Origin of the sequence: Phycicoccus sp. M110.8, from assembly GCF_032464895.1 — a bacterium.
GTDB lineage: Bacteria > Actinomycetota > Actinomycetes > Actinomycetales > Dermatophilaceae > Pedococcus.
In genome coordinates, this window is the sequence record NZ_JAWDIC010000003.1 from 342,736 (window position 1) to 357,416 (window position 14,681).

The 14,681-nt window shown below is 74.6% G+C and carries 9 protein-coding genes; 4 read left to right on the plus strand and 5 right to left on the minus strand.

The window, feature by feature from the left end:
- Positions 1-101: 101 nt before the first annotated feature.
- Positions 102-5,612 carry a carboxyl transferase domain-containing protein gene (locus RKE38_RS14975; RefSeq protein ID WP_316008263.1) on the minus strand — a complete coding sequence of 1,837 codons (5,511 nt, stop codon included), beginning with the start codon at positions 5,610-5,612 and terminating at the stop codon, positions 102-104.
- 139 nt (positions 5,613-5,751) lie between these two features.
- On the opposite strand from RKE38_RS14975, the gene RKE38_RS14980 reads away from it, so the two are divergent.
- Genes RKE38_RS14980 through RKE38_RS14995 form a run of 4 tightly spaced genes read left to right on the plus strand, consistent with a single transcriptional unit; the run spans position 5,752 to position 9,716 of the window.
- Complete coding sequence (locus RKE38_RS14980) at positions 5,752-7,128, plus strand: deoxyribodipyrimidine photo-lyase (protein WP_316008264.1); 1,377 nt, start codon at positions 5,752-5,754, stop codon at positions 7,126-7,128.
- 4 nt (positions 7,129-7,132) lie between these two features.
- Positions 7,133-7,861 carry a CPBP family intramembrane glutamic endopeptidase gene (locus tag RKE38_RS14985; protein ID WP_316008265.1) on the plus strand — a complete coding sequence of 243 codons (729 nt, stop codon included), beginning with the start codon at positions 7,133-7,135 and terminating at the stop codon, positions 7,859-7,861.
- On the plus strand, positions 7,858-9,258 hold the full coding sequence (locus tag RKE38_RS14990) for a tryptophan-rich sensory protein (protein WP_316008266.1): 1,401 nt from the start codon (positions 7,858-7,860) through the stop codon (positions 9,256-9,258). The genes RKE38_RS14985 and RKE38_RS14990 overlap by 4 nt, the downstream gene beginning before the upstream one ends.
- A complete protein-coding gene (locus tag RKE38_RS14995; protein ID WP_316008267.1) occupies positions 9,255-9,716 on the plus strand; it encodes an SRPBCC family protein in 462 nt (153 codons plus the stop codon). The genes RKE38_RS14990 and RKE38_RS14995 overlap by 4 nt, the downstream gene beginning before the upstream one ends.
- On the opposite strand, the gene RKE38_RS15000 is transcribed toward RKE38_RS14995, so the two are convergent.
- The 4 genes from RKE38_RS15000 to RKE38_RS15015 form a co-directional block, all read right to left on the minus strand.
- On the minus strand, positions 9,713-10,714 hold the full coding sequence (locus RKE38_RS15000) for an NAD(P)H-binding protein (protein WP_316008268.1): 1,002 nt from the start codon (positions 10,712-10,714) through the stop codon (positions 9,713-9,715). The genes RKE38_RS14995 and RKE38_RS15000 overlap by 4 nt on opposite strands.
- A gap of 72 nt (positions 10,715-10,786) precedes the next feature.
- Positions 10,787-11,848 (minus strand): SIS domain-containing protein, encoded by a 1,062-nt coding sequence (locus RKE38_RS15005; protein ID WP_316008269.1) that lies wholly within the window; start codon positions 11,846-11,848, stop codon positions 10,787-10,789.
- A 23-nt stretch (positions 11,849-11,871) separates the two neighbouring features.
- Positions 11,872-12,666, minus strand: coding sequence for a hypothetical protein (locus RKE38_RS15010; protein ID WP_316008270.1), 795 nt, complete (start codon positions 12,664-12,666; stop codon positions 11,872-11,874).
- Between the two features lie 137 nt (positions 12,667-12,803).
- Complete coding sequence (locus RKE38_RS15015; RefSeq protein ID WP_316008271.1) at positions 12,804-14,591, minus strand: HAMP domain-containing sensor histidine kinase; 1,788 nt, start codon at positions 14,589-14,591, stop codon at positions 12,804-12,806.
- Positions 14,592-14,681 lie beyond the last annotated feature (90 nt).

Below are 14,681 nucleotides of genomic sequence, written 5' to 3' on the forward strand. Positions count from 1 at the left end.
GCTTCCACCTCCCGATACCCAGCCTCGGCGCGGTCATGCCCGCCCGCCCGCGGGCACAGCAGGGGCGGGACCGCCGCAGCGGCCCCGCCCCGACACCGCTCTCAGCCCTTGAGGCCGGCCTCGACCGCGGCGATGATCCGCGGACGCAGCTCGGAGGCCGTGATGACCGCGTCCACCGACCCGACCTGGACCGCGCGGTGGATGCTGTGCACCGAGTCGAACTCGGACGCGACCTGCCCGAGCTTCTCCGAGCGCACCGACGCGCGGACCTCGGCCAGCTCGGTCGCCAGCTCGGCCCGGCGCGCCCCCGTGGCGGCGTTGACGGCTGCCTCCAGCTCGGTGACCCGCGGGTCCGCCGCGGTCCGGGCGTCGACGTCGCGCGAGAACACCACGGCGGCCGCGGGCGCGCCGCCGATGACGGAGGCGAACGAGCCCTCGACCGCGAGCACGGTCATCCGCGGGTTGAGCGCCTTGGAGAACACCACGAACGCGCCACCGTGGTAGCGGCTGACGACGCAGAACACGATCGGCCCGTCGAAGTTGACGATGGCCCGGCCGATCTCGGCGCCGTACTCGAGCTGCAGCTGGCGCATCGACTCGGGCGACCCGTCGAAGCCGGACAGGTTGGCCAGCACGACGACCGGGCGGTTGCCCGACGCCGCGTTGATCGCGCGCGCCGTCTTCTTGGACGACCGCGGGAACAGCGTGCCCGCGGTGTACGTGTCGGGGCCGTCGGTGGGCGGGAAGCCGCGGCGGGCGACGTTCTTGGACTCGATCCCGATGAGGCACACGGGGATCCCGCCGAGGTGGGCGTCCTGGACCACCGAGGTCTCGGCGTCGGCCATGCCGGCCCAGCGCTCGAGGGTCGGGTGGTCCTGGTCGGCCACGGCCGCCATGAGCGTGCGGATGTCGAACGCCTTCTTGCGGTCGGGGTTGGTCGCCGCCGAGAAGATGTCGCCGATCGTCGTGAACCCGGAGTCCGGCAGCTCGTGCGGGAAGGCGGTGACGTCGCGGTCGACCGGGTCGGACGTCCTCGCCCGACGGGGGCCGTCCTCGCCCGGGTGGACGTACGTGTGGTCGTAGTGCGCCAGCAGGATGTCGCGGGCTCCGGCGAGGTCGGGGGCCCAGTACTGCGCCTGCCCGTTGGGGCCCATGACGCGGTCGTACCCGCCGATGCCGTGGTTGTCCTCCGCGCTGACGCCGCCGGAGAAGTCGAGCGACTGCTTGCCGGTGAGCACCATCGCGCTGTCCGGCGTCATGACCAGGATGCCCTTGGTGTGCATGAGCATCGTGGCCTCGGCGTTCCAGTACGGCTGGGCGCCCACGTTGATGCCGGCCACGACGATGTTGATCTCGCCGCCGTCCTGGGTGAACTCCACGATCCGCTTGAGCGCCCGGGCGACCCAGTCCATGTTCTCCGTGCCGGAGTCCATCGAGATGCGCGCACCGGCCGACAGGGCGAACCACTCCACCGGCACCCCCATCTCCTGGGCGAGGTCGAGCGCGGCGATGACGCGCGTGCACTCCGCCTCGGAGACGGCCCCGAGCGCCTTGAGCGGGTCACCGCAGAGCAGGACACGCGTGACGCCCTCGGGGTAGCGCTCGGTGGGCGTCGTGATGACCCCGGCGATGATGCCGGCCTTGTTGAGGCCGTAGGGCCGGTCGACCGGGACCAGCGAGCCCAGGTCGTCGAGGTCGTACTCGGTGGCGGTGCCACCCGGGCCCGCGATCATGGCCTGCAGCTCGTACGGGTACACGACGCCGCGGCGGCGGGCGCGGACGACCTTCTGCGCGTAGTCGTCGAGCGGCTTGAGCCGCTCGGTCGGCGGCTCCTCGACGGAGGTCACGACCCCGGAGCCGGGCTGGTAGTGGAACCGCGCGGCCAGGGGTGCGCTGGCGCCGTCCGGCGTGGCGATGCGGCCCTGGACGAGGACCTCCTCGATCCCGGCTCCGGCGGTGAGCGGCGAGATCTTCGCCTGCAGGGCGGTGAGCTGGTCGAGGTCGGCCTCGACCGGCGGCCAGATGTGCACCCACACGTGGTTCATGTCGAGGCGGGCACCGGCCGCGCCGCGGGCGGACCGGGCGCGGCGGATCGCCTCCAGGCAGTTGGCGATGGCGCGCTCCGCGTGCGGCAGGGCCGTGACCCGTCCCTGCTCGTCGCGCACGACGGCCAGCTGGCGCACCTGCGCCAGCGCCACGAGCCGCCGGTCGTCGGAGTTGCCCGGGGCGACGCACTCGTAGAGCAGGACGTCGGCGGGCGCCTCGAGCCGCGTGACCTCGAAGTCGCGCAACCGCCACAGGTTGAGCCGGCGGCCCACCATGGGGTGCACCCCGCGCACCAGCCGGTCCTCGACCATCGTCCCGTCCTCGGGACGGAAGCTGAAGTACCCGACCGGGCGCCCGCTGCCGGGGCAGACTGCGACGGCGACGCGTCGCACCTCGCGGGCGAACGGCAGCCCGGTCAGCGCCGCGGCCAGCCGGGCCGACGCGTCCTCGGGCGACTCGGGCTCGTCCGGCCAGGCGAGGTAGAGGTCGACGACCCCCTCGTGCCCGGCCGCGCGCTCGGCGAGCTGCGCCGCGACGCCCTCGACGAGGGAGCTCCCCGACGCGAGCTCGTCGACCCGGCCCACGGTCGAGACCAGGCGCGTCGGCCGGCCGTCGAGGGCGTAGTCGGCCACGGCATACGGCCGCTCGCCGACCTCGACCTCGCGCGGGCCGCTGAGGTCGTGCTCGCGGTAGTGCCGCTTGACCAGCACGGCGAGCATCGGCTCGCGGCGCGGGATCCCGCGCTCGAGCCGGTCGGAGAGGAACTGCACGATCTGCTCGGGGATGGCGGCGAGCTCGTCCATCCGCTTCGCCCGCTCCGGGCCCTCGGGCATGGCCTCGAGCGCGGCGACCTCGTCGGCGACCCCGCCGAGCACGCTGGCCCGGTCGGCGTCGACGAGCGGCTGGTCGAACCAGCGGAAGCGCACGCTGCGCGCGAGGTCGCCGATGACCGGGAAGCGCAGCTGCGTCGCGACGACGAGCCGGTCGAGCACCTCGCGGGCGGCGGCGTCGAGGGGCGGCTCGGGGCACGGCTCGGCGATCCAGCGCTGCAGCAGCGCGGTGCCGAGCGCCACCTCGGGGGCCGAGCGCTGCTGGGCGAGGAAGACGCGGAAGACGGCCTCCTCCAGCTCGGGTGTGCGGTCGAGGCCGTCGACGGCGTAGTGCCGCAGGACCTGCGACAGCTTGTGCCGGAAGTGCTCCGGCAGCGCCCCCCGCTCGACGTCGAGGCTCTGCAGGTAGGTGTGGAAGTGCTCGCGCGGGCTGTGCACCCGGTGCTCGACGTGCTCGTCCTGGCCGGCCGGCCGGTTGCGGCTCAGCTCGGCGAAGTCCGCGAGGACCTCCAGCACCGCGACCTCCCGGCCGACCTGGGACTCGCCCCGGGCGGTGAGCTGGTCGCGGGCGGCGAGGTATGCCGCGAGCGCGTCGCCGCGCGGGTCGACGTCGTAGCCCAGCAGCATCGCGCACAGGTCGGCGCGGGTGCGGCGGGCGGCGACGTGCGGGTCGCCGTCGGAGCCGTCGCCGTCGGGCAGGTCGAGGTCGACCGCCTGATCCGCCGCCGGCGCGGCGGCGGCCTCGGCCCCGTCGTCGACGGGCTCGAGGCGCACGAGCGGCGCCCCGGTCTCGACCTGGCTTCCGGAGGAGACGAGCAGCTCCTTGACGCGCGCGGCGAACGGCGCGGGCAGGACGGTCTCCATCTTCATCGACTCGAGCACCAGCACCGGGGCGCCCTGGGCCACTTCGGACCCCACCGGCACCGGCGTGGCGACCACGAGCGCGGGCGCGGGCGAGCGCAGGACGCCGCCCTCGTCGCGGCTGACCCGGTGGGTGACGCCGTCCACCTCGACGAGCTGGACCGGGCCGTGCGTGGCGGTGGTGAGCCGGTGCAGGCGGCCGCCGACGGTGATCCGGCTGGTGTACTCGTCGAGCCGGTCGAGGTCGGCCGTGACGGTCTGCTCGCCGGCGGGGCCCGCGACGGTGACGCGGAAGCGGTGCGGCCCGGTGCGCCAGACCGTGACCTTGTACGCCGTGCCGCGCAGCTTGAGGTCGATGGCCCGGCCGGTGCGGTGCTGCACCTGCGGGCGGCCGCCGCGCGCGGTCTCGAGCAGGCGGGTGCGCTCGACGCCCTCCTCGTCCTCGTACGCCTCGATGCCGGCGGCCACCAGCGCGATGCCGGAGTGCCGGTGGGAGACCAGCCGGCCCTCGGCGCGGACGCGGTCGATCCAGCCGGTGTCGGCCGTGCCGTCGACGACCTCGGGCTGGTCGAGCAGGTCGAGGATGAACGACTTGTTGGTGGCGCCGCCCTCGATGACGACGGTGGTCTCGGCCATCGCCCGCCGCAGCCGGGCCAGGGCCTCGTCACGGTCGGCGCCGACCGCGATGATCTTGGCGATCATCGAGTCGAAGTCGGCGGGGATCGAGTCCCCTTCTCCCACACCGGTGTCCACGCGGATGCCGGGACCCGCCGGCAGGGTGAGCAGCGCGATGCGGCCCGGCGAGGGGGCGAAGTCGCGGTCGGGGTCCTCGGCGTTGAGCCGGGCCTCGACGGCGTGCCCGACCTCGACCGGGCGCTCCCCCTCGAGCCGGCCGCCGGACGCGACGTGGATCTGCAGCTTGACCAGGTCGGTGTCGGTCGTGGCCTCGGTGATGGGGTGCTCCACCTGGAGCCGGGTGTTGACCTCGAGGAACGCGAAGAACTTCTCACCCGGGTGGTAGAGGAACTCGACGGTGCCGGCACCGGCATACCCGACGGCGATGGCGAGCCGCTCGGCGGCGGCCTTGACCTCCGCCACCTGCTCGGGGCCGAGGACGGGCGAGGAGGACTCCTCGATGACCTTCTGGTTGCGACGCTGCACCGAGCAGTCGCGGACCCCGAGCGCCCACGCCGTGCCCTGCCCGTCGGCGATGACCTGGACCTCGACGTGGCGCGCGCCGGTGACCAGCTTCTCGAGGAAGACGACCCCGGAACCGAACGCGCGCTGCGCCTCGTCGCGGGTGCGCTCGTAGGCGTCGGTGAGGTCGGCGTCGGAGTCGACCCGGCGGATGCCGCGCCCGCCACCGCCCGCGGTCGCCTTGAGCATGAGGGGGTAGCCGATGCGCGCGGCTGCGGCCTTGGCGTCCTCGAGGGTGTCGACGCCCCCGCGGCTCCACGGCGCGACCGGGACCCCGACCTCCTCGGCGATGAGCTTGGAGCCGATCTTGTCGCCGAGCTTGCGCATCGCCTCCGGGCTCGGGCCGATGAAGGTCACGCCGATCCGCTCGCACAGCGCGGCGAAGTCGGGGTGCTCCGCGACGAAGCCCCAGCCGACCCAGGCCGCGTCGGCGCCGGTCTCGAGCAGCGCCCGCTCGAGCACGGCGTAGTCGAGGTAGGGCCGGTTCGCGGCCGGGCCGAGGTCGTACGCGGAGTCGGCCTCGCGCACGAACATCGCCCGCTTCTCGCCCTCGGTGTGCAGCGCCACGGTCGCGATCCGGTGGCCGCCCTCGCCCGCCTGGGCGTTGAGGTCGCGCACCGCGTGGATGAGACGCATGGCGGCCTCGCCGCGGTTGACGATGGCGATGCGCGAGAACATCGGGCGGGCCTCCCAGGTGCAGGTGACGGACGACGCGACCCGTCCGCCCGGGGGCGTGGGTCACCGCCCGAGCCTGCCACCCCGGGACGGTGACTCGCGAGTAATGCGGGGTCCGGTGTGCCCACCTAGGGTGGACGGCATGGCACGGGCCGGCTCGATCCTCTGGTTGCGCAGGGACCTGCGCCGCGGCGACCTGCCCGCGCTGGGGGCAGCCGCCGAGGCCGCCGGGGACTCCTCGGTGCTCGTCCTCTACGTGCTGGACCCGAAGCTGTGGAAGGGGGCCGGCGACGCCCGCCGGGCCTGGTTGGCCGCCACGCTCGAGGCGGCGAACGAGGCGTACGACGGCCGGCTCTGCCTGCTGCGCGGCAACCCGCGGACCGTGGTCCCGCGCGTGGCGAGGGAGACCGGCGCCGGCTCGGTGCACGTGTCGCGCGAGACGACCCCCGCCGGGCGGCGACGCGACGAGGCGGTGCGCGAGAAGCTGGAGAAGGCAGGGGTCGGCTGGGTCGAGACCGGCACGCCGTATGCCGTGGGGCCGGGTTCGGTCGTCAACGGCAGCGGCACGGAGTACAAGGTCTTCACGCCGTTCTCCAAGGCCTGGCGCGACCACGGCTGGCCCGACCCCGCGACCGAGCCGCGCGGGCTCACCCTGTCCCGGGTCGCGTCCGACGACGACGCGTGGAAGGAGGTCCGGGCGGCGCTGCGCGGCAAGGACCTGCCCGAGCTGCCCGACGCCGGGGAGCAGGCGGCCCTGCGCCGGTGGCACGACTTCCTCGACGACGGGCTCGCCGACTACGGCGACCGCCGCGACCGGGCCGACCTGCCCGGCGTCTCCCGGATGTCGGCCTACCTCAAGATCGGCGCCATCCACCCCCGGACGATGCTCAAGGACCTGGCTGGACGACGCGGCAAGGGCGCCGAGACCTACCGCACCGAGCTGTGCTGGCGCGAGTTCTACGCCGACGTCCTGTGGCGGCACCCGACGTCGGCCTGGGTGGACCTGCGCCCCGCCCTGAAGGGCATGACGTACGAGTCGCACGAGGACCTCGTCGACGCGTGGCGGGAGGGGCGCACCGGCTACCCGGTCGTCGACGCCGCGATGCGCCAGCTGCTCACCGAGGGCTGGATGCACAACCGGATGCGGATGGTGACGGCCAGCTTCCTCACCAAGGACCTGCACGTGTGGTGGCCGGTGGGGGCCCGGCACTTCCTCGACCACCTCATCGACGGCGACATCGCCTCGAACAACCACGGCTGGCAGTGGGTCGCCGGCACGGGCACCGACGCCTCCCCCTACTTCCGGGTGTTCAACCCGGTCACCCAGGGCCAGCGGTACGACCCCGACGGCGACTACGTCCGCCGCTACGTCCCCGAGCTCGCGCACCTGCCCGGCAAGGCGGTGCACGAGCCGTGGAAGGCCGCCGACGGCTACGAGCACGGCTACCCCGAGCGCATCGTCGACCACGCGGAGGAGCGGCTCGAGGCCCTGCGCCGCTACGAGGCCACCCGGTCGTGACGTCGTGATCAACCCGGTGGCGGAGATCCGCGCGTTCGTCCGGGCCGCGCTCGTCCAGCCCGTGCCCCGCGACCACACCGAGACCGATGCCGCGTTCCACCGGCGGCGGGTCGTCGCCGTGGTCACGCTCGTCGTCGGGACGGTGGTGCTGGCGCTCGCCCTGCGGATCGAGCCCGGCAACGTGCTGTTCTACCCGGCGTCGTTCGGCCTCGCCGTCGTCTGGGCGGTCGGGGCCCTGCTGTCCGGACCGCTCCACCTCGGGCACGCCCGCACCCGCGCGGGGGGGTACGACGCCAGGCCGGTCGTGCAGTCCCTCGCCCTGGGCGCCCTGCTGCTCGGCGTCTTCCTGGCCGGCGGCCTCCTCGTGGCCCGCATCCCGTTCCTGCGCGACCCGGTCAACCAGCTGCTCGACCACGCCCGGCTCGGCTCGCTCGCCCTCGTCGCGGTCATCACGGCGGTCAACGGCATCGCCGAGGAGCTCTACTTCCGCGGCGCCCTCTACGCCGCGGTCGGCCGCAAGCACGCCGTCCTCGTCACCACGGTCGTCTACGCGCTGACCACGGTCGGCGCCGGCATACCCCTGCTCGTCCTCGCCGCGGCCGCGCTCGGCCTGATCGTGGCCCTCCAGCGCCGGGTCACCGGCGGGGTGCTGGGCCCGATGATCACCCACCTCACCTGGTCGCTGGGGATGCTCTTCCTGCTCCCCCACGTCCTCGGGACAGGAGCCCCATGACCACCGTCCTCGTCACCGGAGCCACCGGCTACATCGGCGGGCAGCTCGTGCCCGTGCTGCTCGACCGCGGCCACCACGTGCGCGTGCTGACCCGCTCGCGCAAGGGACTCGCCGGCCGGGACTGGGCCGACCGGGTGGAGGTCGCCGAGGGCGACGCCTCCCGCGTCGAGGACGTGCGGCGGGCGCTCGAGGGGGTCGAGGTCGCGTACTACCTGCTGCACTCGATGGACGGCGGTGGCTCGTTCATCGAGCGCGACCGGTCGATGGCGCGGACCTTCGCCGAGGCCGCCGGCGAGGCGGGCGTGGGACGCGTCGTCTACCTCGGCGGGCTGCACCCGGAGGGCGAGCTGTCCGACCACCTCGCCTCGCGGGTCGAGGTCGGCGAGACGTTCCTGCGCGGGCCGGTGCCGGCCGTCGTCCTGCAGGCGGGTGTCGTGCTCGGGAACGGGTCGGCGTCGTTCGACATGCTGCGCCACCTCACCGAGCGGCTCCCGGCGATGGTCGCCCCCAAGTGGGTCGGCAACCGGATCCAGCCGATCGCCGTGGCCGACGTCGTGCACTACCTCGCCGGGGCGGTGGACCTGCCCGAGGGCACCAACCGCACCTTCGACCTCGGCGGCCCGGAGGTCATGACGTATGCCGAGATGATGCAGCGGTACGCCTCGGTGGTGGGCCTGCGGCCGCGGCACGTCGTGAGCGTGCCGGTCCTCACCCCCCGGCTGGCCGGGCTGTGGGTCGACGTGGTGACGCCGATCCCCGCCGGCATCGCGCGGCCCCTCGTCGGCAGCCTCGTGCACGAGGCGGTGTGCCGCGAGGACGACATCCTCGAGGTCCTCGGCCCGCCCCCGGGCGGGCGCACCGGGTTCGACGAGGCGGTCCTGGACGCCGTCGCCGACGTGGACCCGCACCGGTGGAGCCGCACGCTGGCGCGCACCTCCGCCGTGGTCGGCGCCGCCGCCGTGGTGGGGTCGCTGCTCACCGACCCCACGTCGCGGTGGTACCGCCGGCTCGACAAGCCGTCCTGGCAGCCGCCGCCCGGGGCGTTCCCCGTGGTCTGGACCGCCCTCTACGCGACGACGGCCGTCGTCACGGCGCGTGCCAGCTCCGAGCTGGCCGAGCGTGGCGACACCGCGGCCGCCCAGGACCTGGAGCGCGCCCTGGCCGCCAACATGGTCCTCAACGCGGGGTGGTCCGGCCTGTTCTTCCGCGCGCACCGGCTGGGCCTGGCCACGGCCGGCGCCGCCGCCCTCGCCGCGAGCAGCGCGGACCTGGCGCGGCGGGTCGGCACCACCGGAAAGGGCAAGGCCGCCGGCATCGGCGCGTATGCCGCGTGGTGCGGGTTCGCGACCGTCCTCACGGCCGCCATCGCCCGGCGCAACCCGAGGGCGGGACGATGACGAGCTTCGACGCGCGCAAGATGTCCAAGGCGGTCGTGCCCTACACCCGCCAGCAGGTCTGGGAGGTGCTGTCCGACCCCTCGGCCGTCGCCCGCCTCACGCCGATGGTGCGCGGCATCGAGGGCGCGGGCGACCTGTGGCGCTGGCGCCTGGCGCCGATCGAGGTCCTCGGCAAGGACATCGGGCTCGCGTTCACCGAGCGGATGGAGTTCACCGAGCCCGAGCGGATCGAGTTCACCCACGAGCCCGACGGCCACGAGCGCGCCGGCGTCAACGGCACGTACACGCTCACCACGGCCGGCCAGGGCACGCGGCTGGCGATCGACCTGGCCGTCGAGGTCGACCTGCCGTTCCCGCGGCTGGCCCGCCCGGCGGTCACGACGTCGATGCAGGCAGTGCTCGTCGCGATGGGCGCCGGGTTCGCCCGGCAGCTCGACCGGCACCTGGCGGGCTCCTAGGCCGGCGCCCGACCGGGCGGCCTGGCCCACGCCGGGTCGGTGGGCAGCGGCCCCAGCGGGTCGACCGCCCCGGCACCGCTCGCGCCGGAACCGGACAAGTTCGGGGCCGCCAGCGCCCTGGCAATGGCGTCGGCCACCGGCAGCGGTCGCGAGCCGGGTCCCAGGAGGTCCTGCACGTAGTCCTCGTCACGGCAGACCATGTCGTGGCGCAGGCTCGCCACCAGCGACCGGACGGTCGAGGCCGGGACGTCCGTGAACAGCGGGGCGACGCGCGCGACGAACGCCGTGGGGAGCAGGGCCGGCACCTGGAGCGCGCGCCCCCCTGCCAGCCGCGCGTAGAGGCGCAGCAACGCGGCATACGACATGCGCTCACCGCTGCCCACGTCGTAGGTGCGGCCGGCCCCGGTCGCGGTCAGCGCGCCCGCGAGCGCAGCCACGACGTCGCTCGCGGCGACCGGCTCGACGGCGCTGCGCATCCACGACGGCACGACCTGCACCGGCAGCCGGCGGCTCAGCTGGCGCATGATCTCGAACGACGTCGACCCCGCTCCCACGACCATCGCGGCGCGCAGGGCCCACGTCGGCACCCCGCTGTCACCGAAGACCTGCTCGACCTCGAGCCGCGAGCGCAGGTGGGGTGACAGGTCACCCTCCGGGACGTCCGGGACCAGGCCGCCGAGGTAGACGATGCGGCCCACACGGGCCCGCACCGCGGCGTGCGCCGCGTTGTAGGCGCCCTCGCGGTCGGCGGTGGTGAAGTCCGGGCCGGCCAGGCCGTGCACGAGGTAGACCAGCGCGTCCGACCCGGCGACGGCGTCCCGGGCCGCGGCGCGGTCGGCGACGTCGAGCCCGGCCACGCGCACGGCACCGGCCCAGGGGAACCGCCGCGCCCGGGCCGGGTCGGTGAACGTGGCGGTGACCTCGTGGCCGTCCGCGAGCAGCGCGGGGACGAGCCGGCTGCCGATGTACCCGCCCGCGCCCATCACGGTCACGCGCACGCGGGCTCCTCGGCGGTCGGGGTGGGCACCCGCCCAACCTAACCCGGCGGGCTGTTCCGCACCGGCCTGACCTCAGGTGGTGCGGGTGACCTTCGACAAGCCGCGCGGGGCGTCGGGGTCGTGGTGGCGGGCTACGGCCATCGCGTGGGCGACCCGCTGCAGCGGGATGATCTCCAGCAGCGGGCTGAGGTCCTCGCGCACCCGCGGCACGGGCACGACGACGCTCGCCGGCCCGAGCGAGCCGTCGCCGACGAGGGTGACGTCGGCGCCGCGGTCGGCGAGCCGGGCAAGCACGGGCTGCATCGCGGCCCCGGCCGTACCGTGCGGGGTCACCGCCACGACCGGGCGGTCCTCGTCCACCATCGCGAGGGGACCGTGGAGCAGGTCGGCGCCGGAGAACGCGTGGGCGGCGAGGTAGGAGGTCTCCATGAGCTTGAGGGCCGCCTCGCGGGCCGTGGGGTAGGCGTAGCCGCGGCCGGTCACGACGACCTTGTCGACGAAGCGGAACCGCGCGGCGACCTCGTCGGCGGCCGGCTCGGCGACGACCTCCGCCGCCAGCCGCGGCAGGTCCTCCGCGGCCCGCGCGTCGCCGTCGTCGAGCGACTCCACGAGCAGCCACAGGGTGAGCAGGGTCGCGGTGTAGGTCTTGGTCGCGGCGACCGCCCGCTCCACGCCGGCGCCGATGTCGAGCTGGAGGGCGGCGGCCCGTGCCAGCGGTGAGTCGGGGGCGTTGGTGACCGCCAGCGTGAGCGCGCCGGCGCGACCCGCGGCCGCGGTCGACTCGACGAGGTCGGGCGACCCGCCGGACTGGCTCACCGCGACCCACAGGACGTCCCGCAGGTCGGGCCGGGCGCCGTACGCCGTGATGGTCGACGGGGACGCGAGGCCGCAGGGCAGGCCGAGCCGGATCTCCACGAGGTACTTGAGGTAGAGCGCGGCGTGGTCGCTCGTGCCGCGCGCGGCGACGAGGACGAACCGCGGCCCGGCAGCACGGATGCGGGCCGCGACGGCCCCGCGGTCCGCACCACCCGCCCCCGTCAGCAGCCGCTCGAAGATCGCCGGCTGCTCGGCGATCTCGGCGGCCATGAGCACACCCGGCCGGTGCTCCACGGTGCCGTCGCTCGCTGGCTCCATCGGTGCTCCTCTCTGCGCTGCCGTCACACGGCGTCGGGGAAGGACAGCGCCCCGAGCTCGGCGCGCGCGATCGTGTGGGCCATGAAGCCGGGCACGTCGTCGATGCTGAACCGGTCCACCCCGGCGGCCACGCAGCTCAGGAGCGTGTCGACCCGCATCATCGGCGCCGTCCACTTGAGCAGGACGTCGCGGGGAAGGACCTGGCGCATCGCCTTGACCTCGCTGAAGCTCGGGAGCGTGGACCGCCACAGCCCGCCCTGCACCAGCCAGACGCCCGTGTGGGCGAGCTTCTCGCACGCGTCGAGCAGGACGCACCGCGCCAGCCCGTGGGTGTCCACCACGACGCGGACGCGGGCCCCGACACCGGAGGCGAAGCGCGCCACGTCCTCGACCTGCTCGACCAGCCCGGCGAGGTCGGCCTCGATGCGGTCGGCGAGCGCCATGACCGCGAGGTCGTCCGCGCCCTCGCGGATCAGGTCGCGCGCCTCCACCTGCAGCGGACGGGGGTCCGCCTCGTCCAGGCCGATCGCCGTCACGACCGCGGGACCGCGGTGCGCGAGCGTCGCGGCTGCAGCCCGTGCGTGCTCCGGCCGGGTGATGACCGCACCCACGCCCCACTCCACCGCGACGGCGCAGCCCAGCTCGACCGAGCTCGTCGTCGGCGGCCGCTCGCCGTGGCCGCCGTAGAGCCGCAGCTCCAGCAGGGCCAGCACCTCGTCGGGGGTCACGCAGCCCCGCTCCACGAGGTCGGCCGAGCGCAGGACGTGACGGGCGGCACCCTCGGCGACGGCCGCCCGCCGGCCCGGCGTCTGTGCCACCCTCGTCTCCCCTGCTGGTTCCTCATCCGTGATGTCCAGAACATCCCAGACTCTGGCGGTTGGTGGGACTTGCCAGCATCCTGCCAGCGCACGCACCGGACTAGTGCGGGGGAACCAGCCGACCACGCACCGGGTCGTCAGGCAACCGGCAGCGAGACGGTGAACGTCGTCCCACGCCCGGGGGTCGAGCGGACGTCGATCGAGCCGCCGTGCCGGGAGACGATGCGCTTGACGATGCTCAGCCCCAGGCCGGTGCCGGGGACGGAGAGCGCGTCGGGGTTCGTGGAGCGGAAGAACTCGGTGAACAGGCGGGCCTGGTCCTCCTCGGAGATGCCCATGCCCTGGTCCACCACCTCGAGCACCGCGTGGCCGTCGCGCTCGTGGGCCCGCACCGTGACGCGCCCACCCTCCTGGCTGAACTTCACGGCGTTGCCGACGAGGTTGTCCAGCACCCGCGACAGCTCGTCGGCGCTGCCGAGGACGGTGAGGTCCACGTCCTGCTCGTGCACGAGGCCCACACCGCCGCGGGCCGCGGCCGGCGTGAACATCTCCAGCGCGTCGTCGACGAGCTGGCGCACGGCGACGGGGGCACGGACGAGCGGCCGGTCCGGGTCGCTGAAGCGCCCGAGGACGAGGAGGTCGTCGACCAGCCCCTGCAGCCGGCGCACGTTGCGCTCGATCACGCCGAGCGACCAGCCGGCGTCGGCGGAGGGGTCGTCACGCAGCATCTCGACGTGGCCCACCACCGAGGCGAGGGGGTTCTTCAGCTCGTGCGAGACGGTGGAGAAGAGGGTGGCCCGTGCCCGCTCGGTCGCCCGGAGGTTCTGCACCAGCTGCCGCTCGAGGGCGAAGAGCCGGGAGTTCAGCACCGAGCGCCCGAGGTCACGACCGATCTCGAGCGCCGCGGCGGTCTCAGCGTCGCTCCACGTGGGGTAGGACCCGGCGCGCGTGCACACGAGGTACCCGAGGCACTGCGAGGCGGCGCCGATCGGGGCGAGCAGCAGGCTGTGCGAGCCGATCCGGCTGATGAAGTCGATGACCTGCGCCTGCTCCTCGGGGCTGACCAGGTCGTCCGCGTCGGCCTCGCTCGCGGCCACGGTCACCGTGCGGCCCAGGGCCCAGGCGTCCTGGGCGACCCGCCCCACGATGTCGACCAGCGACGCCGGGGTCGGGGGGAAGCGTCCCGGCCAGGTGGCGGTGCGGCCCTCGCCCGGGTTGTCGCCGAACGTCCGGACCCACAGCTGGGTGCACCCGAGGCCCGTCCCCACCGCCTCCGCGACGGCACCCACGACCTCTCCCGGTTCGAGCACGGCGTTCGAGACGCGGGCGACGGCCTGCACCGCCTGGGCGAGCCGGACCCGCTCGGCCAACCGGGCCCGCTCCTGGGCCGCCGCGAGCACCACCCCGGCCTGGCCGGCGAAGACCTCGAGCACCACCCGCTGCAGCGGCCCAGGACGGCGCCCCGTCACGGGGAGGTCGACGTTGAGGACCCCGGCGAGGTCGCCGGCGGCGGTGAAGAACGGCGCGAACAGGGTGTCGTTGGGGTGCCAGGCGTCGTCGTCGGAGCCGCCGTCCCACGTCGAGTCCACCCACCCCGCGGGCGAGGACCCCGGCAGGCGGTCGTGCGGCACGAAGCGCAGGGCGCCCCACTCCTCGGCCACGGCGAACTCGGCGTCCACGACGTGCCGGGGCGTCACCCGGCCCAGCACGGCCTCGCGGGCCCCGGCGTCACCGCCGACGGCGACGGCCTCGAGGTCGCCGTCGACCCGGACCAGGCTGAGGGCCGCCACCCGGAAGAGCGCGACCTCTGCCGCGCTCTCGACGATGCGCTCGTAGAGCATGCGGTCGTCGGCGGCGGTCGCCGCCTGGGTCATGATGGCGCCGATGCTCCGGAGTGCACCGATCTCCCACGTGTCGACGTCCACGACCTCTACTCCCCTGCGAATGCTTGCCGTTGACAACGCTAGCCGGACAACGGTCGCGAAGCAGGTAGAACCGGGAGGAACCAGACGAAC